Consider the following 24,599-nt stretch of genomic DNA (forward strand, 5'->3'; position numbering starts at 1 on the left):
ACGAAGCGGCTAGGCATACCGCACGTCATCCACGGGTGCTACGCCTCGCACGCACCACCAGGAAAACCGATGACAGGGCCGCGCAGAGCACCACGAATCCGACCGCCCATAGGGATGCCGTGCCTGTGGTGGCGAGATGGCCGGCACCGCCGCCCCCTTCTCCATCGGATGCCGAGGTGATGGCGCCGGATCCAAGATCATGGCCGCCTGCCGCATCCGAGGATCCAGCTCCTCGCGGTGGATTGTTTGCCGTGGTATCCGGTGCGGATGAGCTCACCACAGCCGCACGCACTTCGGCTCCGAGACCTTGGGAATCATCGAGCGCCACACCACTGACGCGTTGCAGCGCACCGGCCTGCCGTTCCTGGGCATTGAGCACGATCGTCGTCGAACGACCGGGCACTGTGATCCGGGTGTTCGCGGCGACGCTTCCCGCAGCAATCGTTTTGCCCGCCACGCTTCCTCCTCCGGTGGTCATCTTCACTGATCCGTCATGACCGACCTGCACCGAGACATCCGTCAGTCTGACCTCGATCGCCGTACCCGGATACAGCAGCAGTGAGGATACGGAGGCTTTGGCCTCTTTGGCATCAACCGTCGAGCTCAGCTTCGTGGCCGATATCTGCCCCGCATACCCATCGGTGGCCTCATCCTTGCTGGCGGTGCCGCTGAGGGATTTCGCCTTTGCGCCATCGCCGGACGCCGACAGTGCCACAGGGCTCACCGGAGAAGGCCCTTGCGCATACAGGCCATAGGCATATCTGCCCGTGGGAACCGCGTCATCGTCAGCAGTGCCATCCGAGGGTGAGGGATCGGGTGTGGGCGTGGGATCGGGATCCTCATGTGAATCCTGGGCGCTCCAGTGAACCTGTCCAAGTATCACGGATGGATAGGTGCCGGTCAGATCCTCGTAGCGCAGCGCATTGATGGTGATGCTGCCATCCTGGTTGACGACGCGCTCATTGAGATACACATGCACCCGGGGTGTTCCATCCGGGGCCATGCCCGTATAGAGGTCGGTTCCGCTGTTGATCCACACACCGTTGACGAAGATTCCCGAACTGCCGCCGCTGAGAGCGATGCTTGAGGATCCGTCGGCCTTCACATCCAGCGACAGTCCGTATACACGTAAGGCGCTCCACATATACATCCCGATATCGGATGTGTCGGGTATCTGTTCGAAGGATTCGACATCGACATGCGATCCGCCATCAGCATCATGCCGGACCGTGACGTTCTTGGCAGTCACCGGCACCTCGGTGGAGGTGATGCTCGGCGAGGTGGCGCTGCCCACGGAATCGACACTGGGCTGCCCGTCGATCAGTGTTTTCCCTGATGGAGAGACGACGGTGACGCCTGAAACGGCTGGCACGGTCTTCTCGGTTTCAGCGGGGGCGCAGCTCACCACGCCCAATTGCACCCGCCATATCTCCGATGCCCCGGCTTCCGCCTCGATGCGCAGTGCCGTCGTGGTGGTGCGGGAATCCTTGTCGCTTTCGCGTTGCGCGACGTATACGCGGGTTTCGCCGTATTTCGACGTCGGCAGATCGTAGGTGTATCCCGAGGCGAGTTTGTCCTGCTGGAGGATGTCGGTGTCGTTCACCTTGAGGCTGCCGAAGGAGACCTCGCTTTTGCCGTCCCTGGTGCATGAGACCTGCAGATCGCTGAAGGTCACCGCAGGCCGGTCCCTGAGTTGGTAATCCCCGCTGGCAATCGATGCGAAGGCGCCATCCGATGCCGCCCTGCTCTTCAATTGCTGCGAGCGCGTGGTGTTGAGCTTGAAGAAATCACCGGTCGCGTCCAGATCGTTGCTCACCGTATTACCCGATGACCATTCACTGAGCGGTGCCTTCTCCTGTTGGACTCCCCCATCTATATCGAGTATGCGAACGCCATACGCACTGGTGGCGGGAATTTCATCGGCATGTGCCCTATCCGGCATGAATGCATGGAACATGGCCGCCACGCAGCAGATGACGAGCAGAGCCGCCCCGAAAGCTGTTGAGATACGTCGGATTCTTGTGCTGTCTTTCATCGCTGTGCTCCAAATTGCTTAAGGAATGCTGCGCCAGTGGGCACACCAAGTCCTGTGACCGGATCCCAACCCTCCGAGGATTGCAGGCTCTGAGGCTTGACGTCCCACATATACAGGGTCTCCAACCACAGCTGCCCTGTGTCCGCACCACGGCGATACCAGGTGGCCGCCGATGCTGGACGCACATCGCGTATCGCCTGCGACCCTGCCATCGAGTAGAGGTAGGGTGTGGCCAGACCGACCTTCACGCCACTGCTCGCCTTGGCAACGGCCACGGTGGCTGCGACCATCGGGGTCGCCAGACTGGTTCCTCCATGAGCCTCGTACTCCACCGTTCCGTCACTGGGTGAGTACACGGTGAACCCGGTGTTCGGATCCGCAAGAGAGGACACATCAGGCAGCAGACGTCCGTTGCCGCTTTTGGACAGGGACTTCTGCCACGTCGGACGCGTGTAGTATTTCGATTCTCCACCACCGGCTCCATAGATGAAGCCCGGAGGAATGATCGCGCCATTGCGGGCGAAGCGGGTCTGCGTCTCCCAGCCGGATTCCACCTCAATGGTGTTGTCGGCGTTCAATCCCGTGCTGGTGCCGCCTACTGCGGTCACATAGGGGCTTGACGCCGGTGATGCCACATCGGCCTCTCCTTGATGATCGCCTGCGTTGGTGTAATCACCGTCGTTGCCGGTTGATGCGAATACCGAGATATCCCTGGATCCGGCTTCGACGAGCACCCTGTTGAGCAAGGCCCTGTCCCCGTCGGTGTCGAGTTCTTCCTGGGCTCCGAAGGACAGCGAGATGACGTCCGGCGTGCTCGGCGATTCGACCGCGTCGAGAATCCTCAGATACAGGCTGTTGGTCGAGCAGTCGTTGGCACCCCAATACTCGATATCGGCGTCAGGGGCTATCGCGTGTGCCGCCTGCACATCAAGATGCTGTTCGGTGGTCCATGCGGCCGATCCTCCGCAGCGGCTTTCATCGGGGGAATCCGGGGCGTGATGCGTGTATTGGCCCGATCGGAAGGTCTGCGCACCGACCTTGGCGAAATACGTATTGGTGTTCGCTTCCACGGTCGCATCGTCGTATGCCGCGACAATCGCGATTCGTGAGCCTTTGCCCGTTGCGGAGGCCGGCAGTTCGTGGATCGCGCGCAGCTGTTCCGGGCCGTAGCCGCATAAGGCGTTCGAACGATATGTCACATTCACCGAGGTCGGCCATTGGGATGACAGCTTCTCACCCCAGTAGGCGGCGCAATCATCACTGACCTGCGTCGACGCGGCATTGCCCTGCGTCGATCGTTGTGCCGGTGAGGCGGTGGTGGCAGGCAAGGCGGCATCGGTATCAACCAGACCGGCGACGCTTTGGACCATGCTCAGATCAGCGGGCACGGAGAGGTCTCGGCTGGGTGCGACGGCCTGCCGTCCCTCATGTCTGCGCTGGACGAATGTGGTGTCGAAGGCCTGGGCGACGGCACTGCGTTGACCGGATATGCCCAGTGCGGAGATGTTCTGGTGGATTCGGTCCACGGTCAGCCCCTGCGAGGACAACCAAGCGCGAAGGCTCGTGAGCTGTGACGAGGACGTATCCTCCCGCAGGATCAGCGTTGCCGTGATACTGCGGTCATCGTGCACCTGGGTGCCCTGCCGGGACCATTCCGGCGCGGTTCCCGACAATGTTCTGCGTGTACTCGAGGTCGACACCTGACGTGCGTATGGGACAGGACCCTTCGGGTCATTCAGGGTACTTCCCCCGAATGCACTCCCCTGGGCCGCGGACAGTGAAGCAAGCACTGCGATGCAGGCCACCCCACCGGCGAATGAGCGCTTGAGGCGCATGGATTCCCTCTCTTCTACAAGGTGAGAAAGCTTCGGTACCCGCCTTAGCGTTCGCATGAACGTTTCCCTTAAGGGATACCGAATATAATTGATAATGATTACAGATATCATTGTAACCTGAGCCCTCTTCCTGCGGATACTCGCGCGTCGCCAGATCCATCGGAAAGAAAACTGTTGCTTTGTTCACCCTGCGTATGCATCCAGTACCCCTTCAGGACATCCGAAAATGATAGAAACGGCCTTGTTCCGTTTGCGCACCCTCCCTTGCGAACACCTCGGGCGATTCACCACAAGGGTCGCTCCGCGCCGGGGTGCGCAGGAATGGCATTCGACCAGCACAACCTCATGGAGAACAGCAATGCAGAACACACGCCTGCTCACAGGCGCATGCGCCGCCGCGCTCATCGTTTCCGGCTTGGCCGCCAGCACGATCACCACCGCACAGGCATCAGAGCGGAATACCTACTACAGCAGCAAACAGCCCTACACCGCTCCAGGCAGCACCGCTTACTCCGCGGCGCCGGCGGGATACCAGCCCATATACTCCGAATCGGTCGCCCGTCACGGATCCCGTGGACTGTCGAGCTACAAATACGACGCCCTGCTCTTGAAGATGGCAGAGACAGCCTCCGCGGAGAACGGCTTCGTCAGCGAAGCCGCAAAAGATTCCTTCCTCAGCAACGTCAACGCCATCATCGCCGCCAATGTCGATAACGGCTACGGCATGCTCACAGGCCAAGGCGCCGACCAACACTACGGCATCGGCGAACGGGCATACGAGCGCAACAAATCCCTGTTCGACAAGGCCGCCTCAGAAGGCGACAAGATCGCCTACCAGACCTCCGGGGAGGCACGGGCCACCGAGTCCGGCGAAAACTTCGTCAAAGGCTTCAACACCGCGTCAAAGGGCATACTCGCCACGGATACGGTCTCGCCCTTGAACGCCGCAGGAAGCGGAGCGGCAGCCATCTTCGACAAAACCCCGGACACGCTGTACTTCCATAAATCCGCGAACCCGGACGGCACCCAGAAAAGCGGAAAGGCGGCCGAGGTCGCCGACGCATACCAGGATTTCGTCGACAACAGCACCACGATCGCCAATGCCGAGGACTACATCGAAGGCCTGCCGCGTTCCCAGTCCGCCGCGACGGATCTGCTTTCCGGCATCTTCACCGCGGACTTCATCTCTTCAATCGGCACGGATTCTGATCACCGCTGGTACAACACCACCGACGGCAAAAAACATGACAAGTCCGAAACGCAATACCTCAACTGCGCGGCGAACGCCGACCCGCAGCAAGACGAGGATGCATGCGGCGACATGGGCAAATCCATCAAAACAAGCGTCGATGCCGCCATGGATCTCTACAATCTCTATATCATCGCCGCGGATATGACCAATGAGAACAACAGCGCGCACTCCTTCGACTTCGACAGCTACTTCGAGGGTCATGAAGCCGACGCGGAATGGTTCGCATACATTCTCGACTCCGAGGATTTCTATGAGAAGGGGCCCAGCTACAGCGGCCAGAACGAGACCTACTCCATCGCGCAATCGCTCCTGGATGACTTCTTCACCTCGATCGACAAGCGGGCTTCCGGCGGAGGCACGGTCGCCACCTTCCGCTTCGCCCACGCCGAGACGATCATGCCATTCGCCGCACTGCTGAAGCTGCCGGGCTCCACCACACAGGCACCCGCCGTCGAGCAACCCCAGTCGGAGGATCAGGTATTCAACTACGCCAACAACCCGTGGCGAGGTGAAAGCGTGACGCCGATGGCGGCCAACGTCCAGTGGGATGTCTACTCGAAAAGCGGCACCGATCCGAAAACCTCACAAGCGTATACGCCGATCGTCCGCATGCTCTACAACGAGCAGGAGATCCAGTTCAACGCCTCATGCAAGCCGGTTGCAAGCGGATCGACCTGGTACAAGGAGAGTGAACTGAAACGCTGCCTTTCCGGTATCGCAACCTCGGAAGATCCCACAATCGTCCAGACATCCGGCAGCGGCAATTCGGGCACCACGAATGGTTCCTCCTCATCCGCACAGGCCGGCGACCGGACGAAGTCGACGGCCTCCGCGACGGATGCCGCTTCCTCGGATGGCGGGAAGGCCTCCTCACAGGCAGGGAATACGTCAGCGGGCACGGACAGCCTGGCCGAAACCGGGACCAGCACCCTGCTGCCGTTCAGTCTCGCGCTGCTCCTTTCCCTCACGGGAGCAGGAGTTCTTATCCTGATCAGCAAACGCCACCAGGAAGAAGGCGGACATCCCGGATCGCACTAGAACTCCCAGTCATCGTCATCGGTGGATTCCGAATGCCCCATGACGTATGACGATCCGGATCCGGAGAAGAAATCGTGGTTCTCATCCGCGGCGGGCGACAGGGCAGCTAGAATCTCGGCGCTCACCGCGGTCTCCTGAGCCGTGAATGTTGCAGGATACCCCAGGTTCATCAGCGCCTTGTTGGCGTTATACCGCACGAAGGCACGGACATCGTCGATGAAATCGAAATCGGCATACACCTGATCCGAATACTGCAATTCCAAGTCATAAAGCGTATCGAGCAGCCCCATGGTGAAATCCTTCATGTCCGCCCGATCCGAAGCCGACCGCTCCTGCAGACCGCGCTGGTACTTGTACCCCGAATAGTATCCATGGATCGCCTTGTCCCTCAGAATCAGACGAATCATATCGGCCGTGTTCATCAACTGAGCCCGCGAGGCGAAATGCAGCGGCAGATAGAAGCCCGCGTACAGCAGCAGCGATGACAGCAAGGTGGAAGCCGCTTTGCGCTTCAGGGGATCATCGCTCTCATATTCTTTGAGCACCGTGGTGACGCGTTGCTGCAACAGGTCATTGCCTACGGCCCACCGATATGCCTTGTCGATCTGTTCGCTGGAACAAAGAGTCGAGAAGATCGATGAATACGAGCGTGCATGGACCGCCTGCATGAAGGCGATATTGGTATAGATCGCCTGTTCATGTTCGGTTCGTGCATGCTCGATCTGGCAGATCTCCCCCACCGAGGATTGAGTGGTATCCAGCAAGGTCAGTCCGGTGAACACACGCACCGTGGTATCCCTTTCGATATCCGTCAGTGAATTCCACGATGGAATGTCGTTGGACAGCGGGACCTTCTCCGGAAGCCAGAAATTCGACACCAGACGGTTCCAGACCTCGAGGTCCTTCTCATCCACCAGCGCATTCCAGTTCACCGGTCGCACCCGTGCGCCGTGATCGAATCTGAATTGTGGTGGGGTCACCGACGCCTCCATCATCGCATCATCAGCTATGCGCACATCCGTCTTGCGTTCCCGCTCCATCATGATTCCACTCCTCTTCCCGAAGGATCGTGGGCGACATGCACCCGCATTCCGTCCGGAAGCGCGATGCACCTTGCCATCCCATATCACGTACAACCACTACATATGGCATTAATTCATATTCTCAATGCCATATGTAGTGCTCTGCGACACGATCATAGCCGGAGGAAAAGGAAAGTTCGACCCCTAGAACATTTTTGTGAGATATGACACAGACACGCGGTCGGCCGCCCGGCCTGCAGACAGGATTGGATATGAATTGTATACATCCATGCAAAATCAGCAATCTTTCAGCTAATGATGTGGTTTTCTGTGCATAATCGATGCAAGTGAGTTGCCGACAGGAAGGTACGTCATATGAACGGGACACGGTGTGGCATTCCATTGTGCGATCGGACACCGACCAAGGAGTGGGACACCTTGCGTGACCGCCCCGCGGAAGCAGGTGCGCTAGGAGCCATCCCGTTGTGCGAATTCCATATGTGGGTCCTGGAACATGGCGGAAAACTCAACGTCCAATACCGGGGCTGACCCGGGCACCATATGGATGCCCCGGGGCGACGAATGCACCTATGCGCGCTGCGCAACACCTTCCGTGACCCACCGACACATCACCGTCCCCGCGCGGTCAACCACTCCTGTCGCGTAATTCGACGCACGTCCTCATCCCGATAGACTTCACCGTCCAACTGCTCCATACGGACATGATGCATGGTGCCCGCATACTGCAGGCCGCACTTCTGCATGACCCTCTTCGACTTCACGTTGTTGACGTCATGCCTGGCCCACATGGATTCCAGCCCGAGGTCTTCGAAACCATGACATATGAAGGCGGCAACCGCCTCCGGCACCAGGCCTTGTCCCCAGAAGGGCTTCGCGATCCAATACCCGAACTCGCATGCTTTCGCGGGCCGTCCTTCGCTCTCGCTGCCGATGCCGTAACGGTTCCCATCCACCTCGTCCGATGTGAAGATCAGGGTGCCGTAGGACAGACCGACCGACCCTATCGCCTCGTCATCCCCGGCGAGTGTGATGGCGTAGGTCTCCGGCACGGCAAGCACATCCCGTATGATCCTCGCGCTCTCCTGAGGGCTTCCGTGGACGGCCCAACCGGCCGCAGGACCGACCTCGGGATCCCGGGCGTAGCGGAACAGGCTCCGCGTCTCCTCTTCGTCATCGACCCGCCAAGGCCGCAGGCGCAGACGCTCGGTATTCAGCACCATCATCATTCCGTCATCAGGGCGCATCGCTATGCGGTCCTGCGGTGCTGGCGCTTCTCCGCGGCAATGCGTCGGGGCTGGGCGACACCCAGGATGGAGTCCCGGTCGACGACCACGGTGCTCACCTCTTCAAGTTCAGGCAGATCGAACATCGTGGACTCCAGAGTTCTTTCGATAATCGACCGCAGACCCCTGGCACCGACCCCACGTTCCAGAGCGGTTTTCGCTATGCATGCGATGGCATCCTGAGTGAACTCAAGCTCCACGCCATCACTGGCGAAGAGTTTCCTGTATTGCTTGACCAAGGCATTCGCCGGTTCGGTCAGTACCAGTTCCAGTTCCTGCTGGCTGAGCTCATGCAGCACGCTGACCACAGGAAGGCGACCGATGAATTCAGGCAGGAGCCCGAATTCGGAGAGATCATCGGCATCCGCCTGCCCCAGCAGCTCCTCACGCTTCAGCTGATGGGTATGCCAGGATGCGCCGAAACCGCTTTCATGCCTGCCGAGCCGCTGCTCGACAATCTGGTCGAGACCCACGAAGGCACCGCCACAGATGAAGAGAATGCCACGGGTATCGATATGCGCGGTCTCCTGATCCCTGTGCTTGCGCGTGCCTTCCAGCGGAACGCTGGCGATGGTGCCTTCCAGAATCTTCAATAACGCCTGTTGCACACCCTCGCCGCTCACATCACGCGTGATCGAGGTGTTCTCCCCTGATTTCCGTGCTATCTTGTCGATTTCATCGATATAGATGATCCCGTGCTGGGCACGTTCCACATCGCCATCGGCGGCCTGCAGCAGCCGTTGCAGCACCGTTTCCACGTCGTCACCGACATACCCCGCTTCGGTCAGCGTGGTCGCATCCGTGATCACGAAGGGCACATTCATGACCTTCGCCAGCGTCTGCGCGAGATAGGTCTTGCCGACGCCGGTGGGCCCCAGAAGCAGGATATTCGACTTGGCCACCTCGACGTCGCTGAGGTCATCCGATCCGTCCGTGCGTGCCGAAGCCTTCTCGATATGCTGCACGGACTGCTTCAGCTCCATGTTGACGCGCTTGTAGTGGTTGTACACCGCGACGGAGAGTGTGCGTTTGGCATCGTTCTGACCGATGACGAAACGGTTGAGATAGGCGAAGATCTCACTGGGAATAGGAAGTTTGAGGGCGTTGACCTCGGCGTCATGCGTGCGCTCCTCGGAGATGATGTCCACACACAGTTCGATGCATTCGTCGCAGATCGCAGAATTCGGGCCGGTCACCAGTTTACGAACCTGATGCTCGGTTTTTCCGCAGAATTCACAACGTGGTATGTCTTCGTTGTAGCTGACCACACGCCCCATAGATATCCTCCCAGAAGAGGGCAATACATAGCATGCCCGCTGCCCTGTTCACCATTGTGCACCGGGTAGCGGGCATATGCTTCGACGACTCAGGTCGTCTGCACACTTCCTCCCCCACCGGGGAGAGGAAAGCTTGCACTACTTCCTGTTTTCCAGCACCTCATCGACGATGCCGTATTCCTTGGACTGCTGTGCCGTGAGGATCGTATCGGTTTCGATGTCCTTGCGGATCCGCTCGATCGGCTGACCGGTATGCGTGGCCAGTGTGTGCTCAAGCCACTCACGCAGACGCAGCATCTCCTTCGCCTGAATCTCGATTTCGGTGGCTTTGCCGAAGTCCTGCTGCATGGCGGGCTGATGAATCAACACGCGCGCATTGGGCAGCATCAGGCGTTTGCCCGGGGCGCCTGCCGCAAGCAGGATGGCTGCGGCCGATGCGGCCTGTCCGAGGCACACGGTCTGAACATCGGGCTTGATGTATTGCATCGTGTCGTAGATGGCCGTCATGGCGGTCATCGAGCCACCGGGCGAGTTGATATAGATCATCACATCGCGGTTTGGATCCTGGCTTTCCAGAACCAGGAGCTGCGCCATGATGTCATCCGCCGAGGCGTCATCAACCTGCACGCCCATGAAGATGATCCGGTCATCGAACAGTTTGGTGTACGGATCCTGACGCTTGAAGCCGTATGGCGTCTTCTCCTCGAACTGCGGGAGGACATAACGGCTCTCGGCGCGGACTCCCGCCACCCCGCCAGGTCCGGCCAGACGGTCGGCACGTGCGACGAACTGAGCTTCTTGAGATGACATCTCACTCCCCCTTCTGCGCGTTCATCGTGCCCGGCGTGGTCACGATTTTGTCGACGAAACCGTATTCCAAGGCATCCTGTGCGGTGAACCAGTGGTCGTATTCGTTGTCACGGTAGATCTCCTCGACCGTATGGCCGGTCTGTTCAGCCGTGAGTTGCGACAAGGTCTTCTTCATATCCATGATGAGTTCCGCATTGATACGGACATCGGTCTGCGTGCCGCCAACGCCTCCGGATGGCTGGTGCATCAGGACACGGGCATGGGATGTGATGAAACGCTTGCCCTTGGTGCCGCTCGACAGCAGGAACTGCCCCATCGAAGCGGCCATGCCGACAGCGACGGTCGCGACGTCGGGCTCTATGAGCTGCATCGTGTCATAGATTGCCATGCCTGCGGTGATCGAACCACCTGGCGAGTTGATGTAGAGCCAAATATCCTTGCTGGGATCTTCCGCGGCCAGCATCAGCATCTGTGCACATATGATGTTGGCATTGGCATCCTTGACCTCGTCACCAAGCCAGATGATGCGGTCTTTAAGCAGACGGTTGAAAATCGGATCGGTCGGAGAGAACGATTCACCCTCGGCCAGAACCGGTGATTGTGCAAGAGAATTGCTCACCGTGTCTCCTTCTATGTGTGGTTGTGTTTCGAGCCTACAGCCCAGAATCGACGCTCCGGGCGGCTTTGCGCTCTCGGCTATGGAAAGGCCCCAAACCCCCACGTAATCGCGGGTTTTCGGGGCCTGTCACATGAGCTGGCTAGATCAGGAAACCGTAGGTCTACTCCTCTTCGGTGGCCTCATCCTTGGCGGCGAGCTGGTCGGCGACCGCTGCGGCTGCCGAGGCGGCCTCGACGCTTTCCTGCTCCTCTTCGGCCGCTTCGTCGCCGAGGAACTTGCTCAGGTCGAGCACCTTGCCGTCGGTGTCCTTGAAGGTCACCGCGCGCATACCGGCGAGCAGGCCCTTGGAACGTCCGACCTCCTGGACCGCGGAGCCCAGCTGGCCGTTGTTGACGATCGCGTTGATGAAGTTGCTGGGATCCATGCCGTACTGCTGGGCGATCGAAGCGAGGAAGTTCGTCACATCGGCCTGGGTGACGGTGATCTTGAGCTGTTCGGAAAGGGCATCGAGCACGATCTGATCGCGCAGCTCCTTCTCGACAGCCTGTTCCGCCGTTTCCTTGTCCTCTTCAGGTGCCTGGGGATTGCCCTGCGCGTTCTTCTCACGCTCGGCCAGCATCTCATCCTTCACGCCCTTGGGCACGGGGATGTCAACGCCTTCCTGCAAGCGTGCGATGAAGGCATCGCGGGCCACGGTGGCCTGGCGGCCTTCGGCATCGGCTTCGCTCTGCTTGCGGATATCCGCCTTGAGCTCATCGAGTGTGTCGAACTCCGAGGCGTCCTGGGCGAAATCATCATCGAGCTCAGGCAGTTCCTCGGCCTTGACGGAATTCACCTTGACGGTGACCTGGGCCTTCTCGCCCTCGTGGTCACCGGCTTCCAGGGTGCCCTCAAAGCTGGTCTCCTCGCCGGCCGACAGACCGTCGAGAGCCTCATCCAGCCCATCAAGCATGGTTCCTGAACCCAACTCGTAGCTGACGCCTTCCTGGGCGTCAACGGACTCGTCGCCGATCTTGGCGTCAAGATCGATGTTGGCGTAGTCGCCCGTCTTGGCCGGACGGTCCACACCCACCAGAGTGCCGAAACGCTGGCGCAGTGCATCAAGCCTCGTGTTGATGTCATCATCGGTGACCTCGGGCTTCGCGACCTCGATCTCAAGACCTTCGACGGCGGGCAGCTCGAACTTCGGGCGCACCTCGACCTCGGCGGTGAACTTCAACTTGGTCTCGTCATCCGCTGATTCCGGGACTTCCTTGACATCCAGCTTGGGCTGGGCCATAGGATGGATTTCCTTTTCGGCCAGGGCCTTCGAATACAGCTCCGGCACACCGTTGTTCACGGCCTCGCCGACGACAGATCCGAAGCCAACACGCTGGTCGATGATCTTCCCTGGTACGTGCCCCTTGCGGAAACCGGGGATGCTGACCTGCTTGCCAATCTCCTTGCGGGCCGCATCCAGATAAGGATCAAGCTCCTCTGCATCGGCGGTGATTGTAAGCCTCACCTTGGTGGGCTCAAGATTCCTTACGCTGATTTTCACGCTGCGCTCCAATTCATCACATTCTATATTCTGCCTCAAGGCAACCGTTACATAATAGCTCGACTTACGGACTCTGCAAGCAGCTCGATCTGCCAGTTCCTGGCACCCTGCTCATGGAGGAATTCCGCCACGTCAAGGCCCTCCACATCATCGAGCCAACACAGGTTGCGCAGATACTGCGGTTTGATGATCACATCCGCCGGCGTGCGCGTGTCCTGGGAGATGATGTTGACCACCCTGCGCACATTGCCGAGGCGTTCGAAGCGTTCAGGATGGCGCTGCTGCCACAGACGCATCGACCGCGGCGCATTGTTCTCGTCACCGTGCGCGGCACCGCCTTTGCGGGCTGGCATGACCGGCAGTTCATCCTCCGTGAGATCAAGGGCAAGCTGTATCGCATCTTTCCAAACCGTGGCTTTGACCTGCCGCTGGATCGGGGCATAGCGTTCGAACATCTTGTCCTGTTCTCCCCCCGTCCGCACGCGGACCCGCTGATTCAGCGAACGTATGGAGCGGAATGCCTTCAGATTGCGTGGTTTGACCTTCGCGGCCTCGATAATCGCGGAATCGGAGAGCAGGAGGCTCGGAGCGATATCGTGTTCACGCGCCAATGCGTCGCGAAGCGTCCACAGCTCCTTGACCACGGCCAATCCGCGCCTGTCACGATGCAGATCGCTGATGTGCGAGACCCGCAGCCAGGGTTCCAAGCGTGGCGGCCTCGCCGCGGTGCCGCGGTCAAGCAGCCAGGTGAACTCCTCCTCGGCCCAGGAATCCTTGCCCTGAGCCTTCAGATCGGCTCTCATGCGTCGTTCGAGATCGATGAGCAGCTCGACATCCAAAGCCGCGTAGTTGCGCCAATCCCTGGGAAGGGGACGATAGGACCAATCCGCGGCGGAATGCTCCTTCGCCAGTACCAGACCCAGGTAGTGCTCGGTGACGGCAGCCAATCCGAAATGATGGAGTCCGAGCATCCTGGCCGCAAGTTCGGTGTCGAACAAGGCCTTCGGCTGCATCCCCAGATCGCTGAAGCCCGGCAGATCCTGCAAGGCGTCGTGGATGATCCATGTGGCCTGCCCAACGGCATCGTTGAACGCCTGCCATGAGATCCCCGAATCACCGAGCGCGATCGGATCGACCAGAGCGATTCCCGATTCCTCGCGTTTGAACTGGACCAGCCAATCCTCATGCCCGTATCTGAAGCCGGAGGCCCTCTCCGCATCCGCCGCCAGAGAGCCCGAAGCCTGGCTGAAGCGAAGGCACATCTCCTGGAATGCGGCTGGTGTGGATATGACTTCGGGCACTCCCGAAAGCGGCTCCGCCAGCAATCGCGGTGTCTGATGCTCACTCAGCAATACGTCTTACTCCCTTATATTCGGCTCTCCGACTTGTGAGAAATGCGATGGGCCCAACTCGGCGTTATCGCCTTGCCCTGCCACATCCAGTAGATACTGGGCCCACATCGAAACATGCAGCCCGGCCTCGAGGCCGGCCGGCCCAACATCCGCAGGCGTCCATTATACCCGCATCTCGCAACCGGAGGATTCCTCCTGCCCGATGGCTCCGAAGGAGCGGTTCTCGGTCAGGGTGACGGTGCCGCCCACGCTGTCCGGCACCACATCACTCAGATGATCGCTCAGATCGTCAAGGAACATGCTCGCTGTGAGGCAGTCACGTTCGGCGCGTTCGATGGCGACACTCATGAATGCGACACAGCGCCACCGTGAACCCCAATCCAGACGTGGCGTACGCGCATACAGCACCATGATCCAGGCGCTCGGCTGCTGTGAGGAGGCCCCGGTGCCACCCTCGCAACTCAATTCGATGCCTATGCCGAAATCGGCCATGGCGGTGGGCACCTGAATCTCACGGTATTCGACGCCTTCGAGCCTGCGCATCCGGTGAACGGATTCAACCGCATACCACATGTCATCGGGAACATTCCCCGGTCTGGGCAGCGCATGAGCAGCATGTTTCCCGTCCGGGGCGCTGACCGTGTCGCCACGCTCCGGCAGAGTAAAGATCTCGGCCATACCTTAAGGCTATGCGCTTGAGGGCCGTTTTCGCAGTAACGACACCAGCGATTGCGGCCGACTCTCGCGGGGGCGTGGCTCTGAGACCGCGCAGGGCCACGCCGGTATCCCACAAGGGATGTGCCACCCCCTGATGACGGCCTCCTCCGAGCTAGTAGACGACGAATCCGTGATCTTCGAATTGCTTGACCACACGCTGCTTGAGCTGGGCGGAAGGACCCTTGGCATCCTCAAGAGGATAGGGAATGCGCATCTCGTGCCATTTCGGCCGTCCGAGCTGATGAAAACCGAGCACATCGATATGCTCGACGGCATCCCCGAACTGCTCGCAGATCCCGGCGACCTTCTCCACATTCTCGAAGGAATCGGTCAAACCCGGCACCAGCACGAAGCGCACCCAGATCTTCGTTCCCAGGGACGCGATCCTCTTGCCGAAATCTATCGTTGGCTGCAGTACTCCGCCGGTCACTTCCTTGTAGGTCGCCTCATCACCCGATTTGACATCCAGCAGGCACAGATCGATGTCCTTGATCATCTCGTCGGTGTAATTCCGGTTGAGGAAGCCCGAGGTATCGAGACAGGTGTGCACCCCCATCTCCTTGGCCGCCCTGAATACACGGGACACGAAGGCGGGCTGCATCATGGACTCGCCACCGGAGAAGGTGATGCCACCTCCCGTCGCTTTGAACAGCTCCTTGTACCGGTCGATTTTGTCGATCATCGCACTGAGATATACCGGCTGCCCATCCCTCATCTTCCACGTATCAGGATTCTGGCAGTACTGGCAACGCAGGGGGCAGCCGCTCATGAACACGGTCATGCGCGTACCCGGTCCATCCACTGCGGTGTTGATGTCCCATGAATGCACGAAGCCGATATCACCTGTTTTCAGAGCACGCAGCCTGTCCCGTCTATCCAGCCCCACCGGCGACTCGAAGCCCGACAGCCCTCCCATCAGCGTCTGGCTCTGGTATTCCTTCGAGTCCTTGAGCATATGGGGTCTGGTCGTATGGAACTCCATAACCTGAGACATCCTTGTCCTCCTCAACATCGCGTGCGGGGGTGGGACCGAAGCCCCACCCCCGCATGTTCCGGCACTGAGCGCATACGCACTGCCCGTATGCCGCTACTGCACTGAATCAGTCGCTGACTGCACCTTGGTGGAAGGTACGGGAAATCACGTCAAGCTGCTGTTCCTTGGTGAGTTTGACGAAGTTCACCGCGTAACCCGAAACGCGCACGGTCAGGTGCGGGTATTTGTCAGGGTTCTCGACAGCATCCTCAAGCTGCTCCTTGCGAAGCACGTTGATGTTGGCGTGATACAGACCGTGACCGTTGCCCGCATCCAGGATGCCGACCAGGTTGCCGATTCGCTCGCCTTCGTCACGTCCCAGTCCGTCAGGGGTGATCGTATTGGTCAGTGAGACGCCGTCAAGCGCGTCGTTGTAGTCGATCTTGCCGACCGAGAACATCGAGGGGAGCATGCCGTGCGAATCCATACCGTTCTCGGGGTTCGCACCGGGTGCGTAAGGCTCGCCCTTCTTGTGCCCGGATGGGAAGGAACCGGTGTTGTGACCGTACTCGACATTGGAGGTGATCGTCAGGATGGACTGGGTCGGGACGGCTCCGCGGTATACCGGCAGCCTCTTGACCTGGCTCATCACCGTGCTGACGACCCACTTGGCCAGATCATCGGCGCGATCATCGTCGTTGCCGTAGACGGGGAATTCCCCGGCGGTCTTGTACCCGACGATCAGATCGTCGGCACCCTTCTCGCAGTACTCCTTGGTGCCTTGCGCATCCTTGTTGTAGATCGGGTAGACCTTGGCGTACTTGATGGCCGAAAGCGAGTCGGCTGCAATCGACAGTCCGGACATGCCGCAACCAAGTGTGCGGTAGACCTCTTTGTCGTGCAGGGCCATCTCGATGGATTCATAGGCATACTTGTCATGCATGTAATGAATGATGTTCAGCGCCTGGACGTAGGTCTCGCTCAGCCACTGCAGGGCCTTCTCGTAGTTCGTCTTGACCTTCTCGAAGTCGAGCGTGCCGTCTTCGTTCGGGGTGATCGGCTCGATGTAGCCCTCGTCGATGACCCTCATGCCGGTCATCTCGTCGAAGCCGCCGTTGATCGCGTAGAGCAAAGCCTTGGCGCTGTTCACACGCGCCGCGAAGAACTGCATCTGCTTGCCGACCCTCATCGGGGACACGCAGCATGCGATGGCCGCATCATCGCCCCAGTGTGCACGGATCTCCTTGTCGGACTCGTACTGGATTGCCGAGGTGTCGATCGAGATGCGGGCGCAGAAGCGCTTGTATCCTTCGGGAAGCTTCGGATCCCAGAAGATCGTGATATTCGGCTCAGGTCCCGGCCCCAGGTGTTCAAGGGTCAGCGTGTTGAGCAGACGGAAGGAGGTCTTGGTGACCTGCGAACGTCCGTCATCGCCGAAGCCCGCATCCGACCAGGTCGCCCAGTACGGGTCGCCCGAGAAGATGTTGTCGTAGTCCTTGGTGCGCAGGAAGCGCACGATGCGCAGCTTCATCACGATATTGTCGATGATCTCCTGTGCGTCGGTTTCGGTGATCAGACCGTTCTTCAGATCGCGCTCGAAGTAGCAGTCGAAGAATGCGGAAAGACGACCGATCGACATCGCGGCGCCATCCTGGCTCTTCACGGATGCCAGATAGCCCATGTAGGTCCACTGCACGGCTTCCTGGGCGTTCTGCGCGGGACGGCTCAGATCGAGTCCGTATTCCTGACCGAGCTTCACCAGCTTCTTCAGGGCCTTGATCTGCTCGTCGTGCTCCTCGCGGAAACGAATCCAATGCTCGATCTCGGGCTCGGTGAAGTCGTTGCGGTAGGGAACCGAATCCTTGTCGCGCTTCTTGAAGGCGATCAAGGCATTCACGCCATACAGCGCGACACGGCGGTAATCGCCGATGATGCGTCCACGTCCGTATGCATCCGGCAGTCCGGTGAGGATCTTGTTGTGGCGTGCGACCTTGATGCGCTGCGTGTAGACGCCGAACACACCGTCGTTATGGGTTTTGCGGTAACGGGTGAAGATCTTCTTGATCTCCTGATCCGGCTCCTTGCCCGCTTCCACGATGGCCTGCTCGACCATGCGCCAACCGCCGTTCGGCATCATCGCACGCTTGCAGGGGACATCGGTCTGCAGACCGACGATCACGTCGTCCTGCGTGCCATCCGCTGACTTGCCATCGATGTAGCCGGCCGCGAAGGCGTCGATGTCTGCGGGGATATGGGTCTCCACGTCGTAGACGCGCTGCTTGCGCTCCACCGCGAGATAGTGCTCATCGAGATAATTCCACAGGAACTTGGTCTTCTCGGTTGCGGGAGCGAGGAAGGATTCGTCGCCGTCGTAAGGGGTGTAATTCTTCTGGATAAAGTCTCGAACGTCTATATCATTCTGCCAGTTACCCGCAGTGAACTCATCCCATGCCTTGGCCTTGAGATCGTCCTGCGAGACGGCTGTAGATTCAACTGCTGTCATAGACACTCCTTGGTGTGTGATCAGTAGACGCTTCTTCACGTCGCTGTTGCTATCAAGTGTACAGAGCGACGCTGGGCAAGCTCTGATAGATGAACGTGATGTTGCTCACATTCAGCGCATGGCATACGGGAATTGTGTACTATCTGGCACTCTTCCATCTATTATCCTGCTCTTCCCACTCCTTGTTGCGCTGGGCCACGATTTTCCAAGCGTTGAGGGCATCTTTCTCGGATGCGTATGGTCCCATCCTCTGGCTTATCGGAGATTGCGGGCCCAACTCGGCCTGCTCGGTCACCGTGTTGAAATACCACTGCTTGTCTTTGTCACTCATCGATATCACCTCGTCATGCGTTCTTCGGTCTGTTTGCTGCAAGCCCTTTATTCTCTGAAAGCGTTGGTCACGGGCAGTCTGCGGTCACGTCCGAATGCCAATGCGGTGACCTTGGGACCAAGCGGATACTGTCTGCGCTTCCACTCTGCCCTGTCCACCAGACGCATCACCGTGTCAACCGTTTCAGGGTCGAAACCGTCCTTGAGCAGGTCGGCCCGTCCATGCGCGTGTTCGATGTACGCGGCGAGCACCTTGTCCAGCAGCTCATATTCCGGTAGGGAATCCGAATCCTGCTGGCCCGGTCTCAGTTCGGCACTCGGAGGTTTAGTAATCGAATTCTCGGGGATCGGAGGCTGCTCCCCCAACGCCTCGGCCTGCCTGTTGCGCCAGCGTGCAAGATCCCAGACGCGTACCTTGAGCAGATCCTTGATCGGGGCGTATCCTCCGACCGCATCACCGTAAATCGTGGAATAGCCGCAGGCAAGCTCGGACTTGTTACCCGTGGCGAGAGCCAGGAGGCCATGCGTATTGGAGTATGCCATCACGATGACCCCACGGATTCTGGCCTGCAGATTCTCCGCGGCCACGCCTTCGAGATGCAACTGTTTCTGGTAGGCGGTGAACAGTGGCTCGACCGCCTGTATCTCATAATGGGCACCGATGTTCTTCGCCAGATCCGCAGCGTCATCCCGGGAACCGTCCGAGGAATACATGCTTGGCATGGAGATACCCCAGACATGCTCGCCACCACAGGCATCAGCCGCCATCGCCGCTACCAGAGCCGAATCGATTCCCCCCGACAACCCAAGGCAGACACCGGTGAAATGGTTTTTGGCCATGTAATCCTTCAAACCGAGCACGCAGGCCTGATAGACCTCCTCATCGGGATCGAGGGCCGGGCTGAGCGTGGCGGGCTGCGCCGCCTCCTGCCCCTCACCAGCTTGCCCATCGAGGTCCAGATGCCAGAAGCCCAGATCCTCACGGAATTGCGGAGAGCGTTCAAGCAGCTGCCCGTCCGTGCCGACCACGAAGCTGCCACCGTCGAAGACCAGGTCATCCTGCCCGCCAACCTGGTTGAGGTAGATCACAGGCGCATTGACCTCCGCCGCACGACGCGCCGCCAGCTCCTGGCGCACATGCCCCTTCCCCTCCTCGTATGGGGAACCATTGATGGTGAGCAACACATCAATATGCTGCTTGGCCAATTGCGCGACGGGACCCCCGTCCTGCCAGATGTCCTCACATATCGCCAGGCCGACACGGGCGCCGTGGATCTCCAGCACGACGCTGCGCTCCCCCGGTGTGAAAATCCTGAATTCGTCGAATACACCGTAATTCGGCAGAAAATGCTTGTCGTATCCGGCCCAGACCACCCCGTCATGCAACACGACCAGACGGTTTCTCGGGCGATCGTGTTCGCGATCGGTGCCGACCGTGCCGACGACCACGAAGATCTCGGCAAGACCCTCCTGCTGGAGACGTTTCGCCAGATCGTTCGCCGTCTGCCATGCCGCCCTGCGGAAGGTGGCGCGGAAGGCCAGATCCTCAATCGGATAACCACTCAGGGTCATTTCCGGAAAGACCACGACCTGTGCGCCATGCCCGGCGGCGTTTCTGCTGTACTCAAGCACCTTGGCCGCATTGCCTTCGAGATCCCCGACGCAGGTGTCTATCTGCGCCAAAGCGAAAAGAAGTCCTGTGCGGTTTGCTGTTGGTGTGCTTTCGCTGCTTGTCATGAATCCATCCTAAGCCCGGCGCTGGAAGCCGCGCGGCGGTGGGTCCGTGGGGATTCATCCCAGGTGTTGCAATAGCAGCCGCGCCGTGGAGGTGTAGAAGCGCACGGCCGTCGGGATACATTCGTCCAGACCGAGGAACTTGGGGCTGTGCAGATTGTGGTGCCCGGGCCGCCCGTTCGAACCGATGAAGGCGAACACTGCGGGAATGCGACGAGCGTAATCAGAGAAGTCCTCACCGGCCATACTCGGCTGGATTCGTTGCAGGGAGGCGTACTCGCCGACATGATCGGCAATCAGGGTGCTCAGACCTCCGTCACCGACCAGAGGATTGCTGACGTCCTCCCACTCAACGTCGGCACTGATGCCATATCCCGCGCTGATTCCCGCTATCTGCGCACGCAGACGGTCACGCAGCAGCACGCGGTCCTCCTCACTGAAGAATCTGGCGGTTCCCATGAAGCCCGCCTCTGCTGGAACGACATTCCAGACGCTGCCCCCGTGGACTTCCGTGATGGAGAGCACGGCCGAGTGGAAGGGTGAGGCGTTTCTGCTGACGATGGTCTGCGTGGAGAGCATCATCGTCGCCATCGCCTCCATGGGGCCGGTCCCCTTGTGCGGATAGCCGGCATGCGTGCCCTCGGCATGAAGCCTGACCGCGAAGCGCGCGCAGCCGGCCATCATGGCTTCGGTGCCGACGGCGATCTGCCCCGGAAGATAGTCGGGATTATTATGGATTCCCGCGATGGCCTGCACCCCTTCGATCGCTCCGGCCTCCATAACCGCCTGCGCGCCCTTGCCGACCTCCTCGGCGGGTTGGAATATCAGATCGATGGTGCCGGACAAGGATTCCCGCATACGCTGCAGCTCAAAGGCGGCTCCGAGCAGAGCGGTCATGTGGATGTCGTGCCCGCAGGCATGCATGTATCCCTCATTCAATGAGTGGTAGGGGTATTCGGATTCCTCACGAACCGGCAATCCGTCGATATCCGCACGCAGGGCGATATGAGGACCCGCGCTGCCGCCTTCGATGCGCGCGAAGACACCGCTGGCGAGATTCAGATCGCGCACAGTGATGCCGTGATCCACCAGCCTCCGTCTCAGGAAGTCGCTGCTGTCATATTCCTTGAATGCCAATTCCGGATGTTGATGCAGAAAACTCCGGATTCCCAGCAGTTCCTCCATATCGGTGGAGACCCTGGCACCCCCTGCCGAAGTTTCACGCTGTTCACCGTTCATCAACTCTCTCCCATCCACGGCACCCGCCGAAACCGTATGCACCGAATCACCGCCCCAACAGGCGAAGCCGCCTTGTGTCCTTCCGACACTACCTGCCGCATGTCTTCTCGGCACGACAGCCCGTAGACGACAGCTGATAGTCTCGACAGGCGAAGGGACAATGCCGATCCAAGGAGCAACACACATGGGCGCTCATCCGAATATCACATCACCGATCAAGGCTGCATTCTTCGATATCGACGGGACGCTCACCAGCTTCAACACGCATACCGTACCTGCTTCGACGATAACCGCCCTGCAGGATCTCACAGCACGCGGAGTCAAGATCTTCATCTGCACCGGCAGGGCACCCTCCCAACTCCATGCGGCGCAGCGGATGATACCGGTTGAATTCGATGGGTACATCACCCTCAACGGCCAGTACTGCTATGACGGCGAGGGCTTCGTGAACGAGCTTGCTTTGGATCAGGAGGACATCGCCCTGTTCATCGACTACCTCAGAAACCACCCGACGCTGGTAAGCAGCTTCGCCGAGGTGGATTACACCTACTTCAACCAGGACAACAAAACCCTTCGGGATGCATGGTCCGTTCTCGGTAAAAGCGCACCTGACGTTCAAGTGGATGATGTGGAACGTGCCTTGCAGCATCCGACCTATCAGATGAGCCCTTTCATCCACATCGAGCAGGAGCAGGAGATCGTCAGCAAACTACCGCACACCACAGGCGTGCGCTGGCACAGGGCCTTCACCGATCTGATTCCCGCACAGGGCGGAAAGGCAAGGGGCATCCGCTGCTTCATCGAGCATCTCGGACTTGAATCCAAGGAGACCATCGCCTTCGGTGACGGCGGCAATGATGCCGACATGCTCGCATTCGCCGGCATCGGCGTCGCCATGGGCGGCGCCACACCGAATGCCAAAGCCTCCGCGGATTACATCACGAGCGATGTCGACGATGACGGCATCCTCAACGCCCTGCGGCATTTCCGGGTGCTCTGAACCGCAGATCACCGAAGCCGCATACTGACCCGGTGATGCCCGTATGAGACGCCTCGCCCTCCGAGCGACGGAGCTTCGATACAGCAGTCCCGCCATGACGCGGATGACGCCGGGCATCACGCCTTCGGATGAAGCGACGAGTGCCTCATCTGAACATGGTGCGCATGGCGTTGAGCAGCACCTTCGGATTCTTCTCGTAGTGGTGCAGAGGGGTCAAACGTTCGCTCGGGATGCCGAGGAAACGGTAGACGGCAATCTGCGCACAACGGATCGAGTATTGCTCGGTGAAGACCATATCGAATGGCATATGCGCGAATTGGCTGATAAAAGCCAGATTCCGTGAATGCCTGGGCACCACGAGCGGGCGGTCGACAACGGAACGCTGGTTGAACAGAGCGCTGGCATACGGCATATGTGCCGGCACCACGTTCACGATGGAGTCCATGATCTCGTCGTGGCGCTGGCCTATGCCCGCCGCCCGGGTGTCCGCATGAGCCAGCAGTCCGAGCGTCTCCTCAAGCATCTCCCGGCCCGTCATCTCGATGAAGGGCTTCTTCACATACACGCCGGACTCACGTGGATTGAGAGCATATCCCCACAGCACACCCTCATTCTCCTTCTGCGCCTTGTAATGCGGTTGATGGTGCACCACCAGTGACAGCAATTCAGGACTGTCGATGAAGGTGTTCAGGGCATTGCCCGGATGCTGTTGGGTGATGGCCGCGATCTCGTTGATCAGCAGATGGGAATCCGTCGTCACGGTGAAACTGGTCCATTCGCTCTGCGACCTGTCGCCGAAGAATTTATCAGGATGACCCAGATCATAGAAATGCTGTGATGCCTGTTTCCACAAAGCGGCGCTTGGCGCATAGCGCATATCCTCGGTGATCGGAGTGTCCAGATCACCCAGGGATGCGCTGTCGGTGATGGAACCGTTCGTGTCGAAGACCAGATCCTCCGGCGCCACATCGATCACACCTTCCTGACCGGTCTCGGCGCCTGCGACGATGCGGTATTCCAGTCCGGTGACCAGAATCTCGTCGCGCAAGGTGGAATCCTTGAAGACGAATGCGGTGACCATCGTGTTGTTGATGAAATGCACGCCTTTGCCCTCCAGCCACTTGCGCAGCGGCAGGATAAGGCTCTCATACTGGTTATAGGGCGTGCGCGTCACACCGGCGAGCGTGTTGATGCGACTGAATTCGAGGATCATCCTATTCATGTACCGACGCAGTTCCATCGCCGAGCTGCATCGTTTGAAGGCGAATGTGGTCTCCCACATGTACCAGAAGTTCGTCCGGAAGATGTGCGGGCTCGATGCGAACCATTGCTCGATGCTGATGTCGTTGAGTTTGCGCTCGTCCGATTCGGGCATCATCATCAATTTGCTCAGCAGCATGCGGTCTTTGTTGTTGAATTGCATATGGCTGTAATCGTTGGCATCGCCCTTGTTCCTGATGCCCTGGAAGGAATCGATCAGCCTGCCGACGTCATGGGTGGGATGCGCGTGGTCGAAGCGGAGAACCTCCTCTGTAACGCTCAGACCCGGTGTATCGAGCGAAGGAATTGATGAGAACAGATCCCAAAGATTCTCATAGGTCTCCTCATTCAGCATCCTTCCGCCACGATTGACGAAGCCCTGCCTGCGCTGGACGTCGGCTATGCCGTATTCCCTGGTGAACTCCTCCACATCATTGCCATCATTGGCACCGTGATCATCCAAACCCATAATGGTGATCTGGCTTCCGCGCCAGTACCCATCACGGATCAGATACGCCGCCGCAGCAAGATTTCCGATTCCCGCACCGATCATGTATGCCTTAGCCATGATGCTGACCCTCTTTCCGGTATTCGACTGTGAACCCCAACTGTCCACCACTCTAAACCGCATCCACCCTATGCCGCGACATTGAAGGAATACTGTACGCATACCGTGAGTATGACGGAACGGGGGACGGCGAATACCATCCGTCGGGTCCGTGGAACAAGAGACGGGGCCCGGACCACGTCCGGACCCCG

Annotated in this window: 18 protein-coding genes; 2 read left to right on the forward strand and 16 right to left on the reverse strand. The window is 59.3% G+C overall.

What is annotated here, in order from left to right:
• Positions 1 to 25: 25 nt before the first annotated feature.
• Both BPSY_RS08990 and BPSY_RS08995 read right to left on the reverse strand, forming a co-directional pair.
• Positions 26 to 2,035: a hypothetical protein gene (locus tag BPSY_RS08990; protein ID WP_033495318.1), complete on the reverse strand. Its 2,010-nt coding sequence runs from the start codon at positions 2,033 to 2,035 to the stop codon at positions 26 to 28.
• Positions 2,032 to 3,870 (reverse strand): S53 family peptidase, encoded by a 1,839-nt coding sequence (locus BPSY_RS08995; protein ID WP_051921879.1) that lies wholly within the window; start codon positions 3,868 to 3,870, stop codon positions 2,032 to 2,034. The genes BPSY_RS08990 and BPSY_RS08995 overlap by 4 nt, the downstream gene beginning before the upstream one ends.
• 358 nt (positions 3,871 to 4,228) lie before the next feature.
• On the opposite strand from BPSY_RS08995, the gene BPSY_RS09000 reads away from it, so the two are divergent.
• Positions 4,229 to 6,160, forward strand: coding sequence for a histidine-type phosphatase (locus BPSY_RS09000; protein ID WP_051921880.1), 1,932 nt, complete (start codon positions 4,229 to 4,231; stop codon positions 6,158 to 6,160).
• Here the strand turns inward: BPSY_RS09000 and nrdF are convergent.
• The 13 genes from nrdF to BPSY_RS09065 all read right to left on the reverse strand — a co-directional run bounded on the left by nrdF (position 6,157) and on the right by BPSY_RS09065 (position 21,580).
• Positions 6,157 to 7,152, reverse strand: a complete 996-nt coding sequence (gene nrdF, locus BPSY_RS09005; RefSeq protein ID WP_051921950.1) for a class 1b ribonucleoside-diphosphate reductase subunit beta — start codon at positions 7,150 to 7,152, stop codon at positions 6,157 to 6,159. The genes BPSY_RS09000 and nrdF overlap by 4 nt on opposite strands.
• A 659-nt stretch (positions 7,153 to 7,811) precedes the next feature.
• Positions 7,812 to 8,447, reverse strand: coding sequence for a GNAT family N-acetyltransferase (locus tag BPSY_RS09010; RefSeq protein WP_238556842.1), 636 nt, complete (start codon positions 8,445 to 8,447; stop codon positions 7,812 to 7,814).
• Positions 8,448 to 8,449: 2 nt separating this feature from the next.
• A complete protein-coding gene (gene clpX, locus BPSY_RS09015; protein ID WP_033495316.1) occupies positions 8,450 to 9,763 on the reverse strand; it encodes an ATP-dependent Clp protease ATP-binding subunit ClpX in 1,314 nt (437 codons plus the stop codon).
• 138 nt (positions 9,764 to 9,901) lie between these two features.
• On the reverse strand, positions 9,902 to 10,573 hold the full coding sequence (locus BPSY_RS09020; protein ID WP_033495314.1) for an ATP-dependent Clp protease proteolytic subunit: 672 nt from the start codon (positions 10,571 to 10,573) through the stop codon (positions 9,902 to 9,904).
• Between the two features lies 1 nt (position 10,574).
• Entirely contained in the window at positions 10,575 to 11,192 is a 618-nt protein-coding gene (locus BPSY_RS09025; RefSeq protein ID WP_033495313.1) for an ATP-dependent Clp protease proteolytic subunit, read from the reverse strand.
• A gap of 160 nt (positions 11,193 to 11,352) precedes the next feature.
• Positions 11,353 to 12,732 (reverse strand): trigger factor, encoded by a 1,380-nt coding sequence (gene tig / locus BPSY_RS09030; protein ID WP_033495486.1) that lies wholly within the window; start codon positions 12,730 to 12,732, stop codon positions 11,353 to 11,355.
• Between the two features lie 47 nt (positions 12,733 to 12,779).
• Positions 12,780 to 14,084: an HRDC domain-containing protein gene (locus BPSY_RS09035; RefSeq protein ID WP_081884372.1), complete on the reverse strand. Its 1,305-nt coding sequence runs from the start codon at positions 14,082 to 14,084 to the stop codon at positions 12,780 to 12,782.
• A 162-nt stretch (positions 14,085 to 14,246) separates the two neighbouring features.
• Entirely contained in the window at positions 14,247 to 14,762 is a 516-nt protein-coding gene (locus tag BPSY_RS09040; protein ID WP_051921881.1) for a DUF3000 family protein, read from the reverse strand.
• A gap of 151 nt (positions 14,763 to 14,913) precedes the next feature.
• Entirely contained in the window at positions 14,914 to 15,795 is an 882-nt protein-coding gene (pflA, locus tag BPSY_RS09045; protein ID WP_033495312.1) for a pyruvate formate-lyase-activating protein, read from the reverse strand.
• Between the two features lie 106 nt (positions 15,796 to 15,901).
• The gene (gene pflB, locus BPSY_RS09050; protein ID WP_033495311.1) at positions 15,902 to 18,277 is read right to left on the reverse strand and encodes a formate C-acetyltransferase; all 2,376 of its coding nucleotides are present in this window, start codon (positions 18,275 to 18,277) and stop codon (positions 15,902 to 15,904) included.
• A gap of 139 nt (positions 18,278 to 18,416) precedes the next feature.
• A complete protein-coding gene (locus BPSY_RS09055) occupies positions 18,417 to 18,608 on the reverse strand; it encodes a hypothetical protein (RefSeq protein ID WP_033495309.1) in 192 nt (63 codons plus the stop codon).
• A 47-nt stretch (positions 18,609 to 18,655) separates the two neighbouring features.
• Positions 18,656 to 20,344: an NAD+ synthase gene (locus BPSY_RS09060; protein ID WP_051921882.1), complete on the reverse strand. Its 1,689-nt coding sequence runs from the start codon at positions 20,342 to 20,344 to the stop codon at positions 18,656 to 18,658.
• 54 nt (positions 20,345 to 20,398) lie between these two features.
• Positions 20,399 to 21,580 carry an amidohydrolase gene (locus tag BPSY_RS09065; protein WP_051921883.1) on the reverse strand — a complete coding sequence of 394 codons (1,182 nt, stop codon included), beginning with the start codon at positions 21,578 to 21,580 and terminating at the stop codon, positions 20,399 to 20,401.
• A gap of 184 nt (positions 21,581 to 21,764) precedes the next feature.
• Here BPSY_RS09065 and BPSY_RS09070 point away from each other — a divergent pair, with 184 nt between their 5' ends.
• Positions 21,765 to 22,580 carry a Cof-type HAD-IIB family hydrolase gene (locus BPSY_RS09070; protein WP_033495307.1) on the forward strand — a complete coding sequence of 272 codons (816 nt, stop codon included), beginning with the start codon at positions 21,765 to 21,767 and terminating at the stop codon, positions 22,578 to 22,580.
• Between the two features lie 145 nt (positions 22,581 to 22,725).
• Here BPSY_RS09070 and BPSY_RS09075 read toward each other — a convergent pair whose 3' ends face one another.
• Complete coding sequence (locus tag BPSY_RS09075) at positions 22,726 to 24,408, reverse strand: oleate hydratase (protein WP_033495305.1); 1,683 nt, start codon at positions 24,406 to 24,408, stop codon at positions 22,726 to 22,728.
• Positions 24,409 to 24,599 lie beyond the last annotated feature (191 nt).

The sequence above is a fragment of the Bifidobacterium psychraerophilum genome, assembly GCF_000741705.1.
In the GTDB taxonomy this organism is placed as follows: Bacteria; Actinomycetota; Actinomycetes; order Actinomycetales; family Bifidobacteriaceae; genus Bombiscardovia; species Bombiscardovia psychraerophila.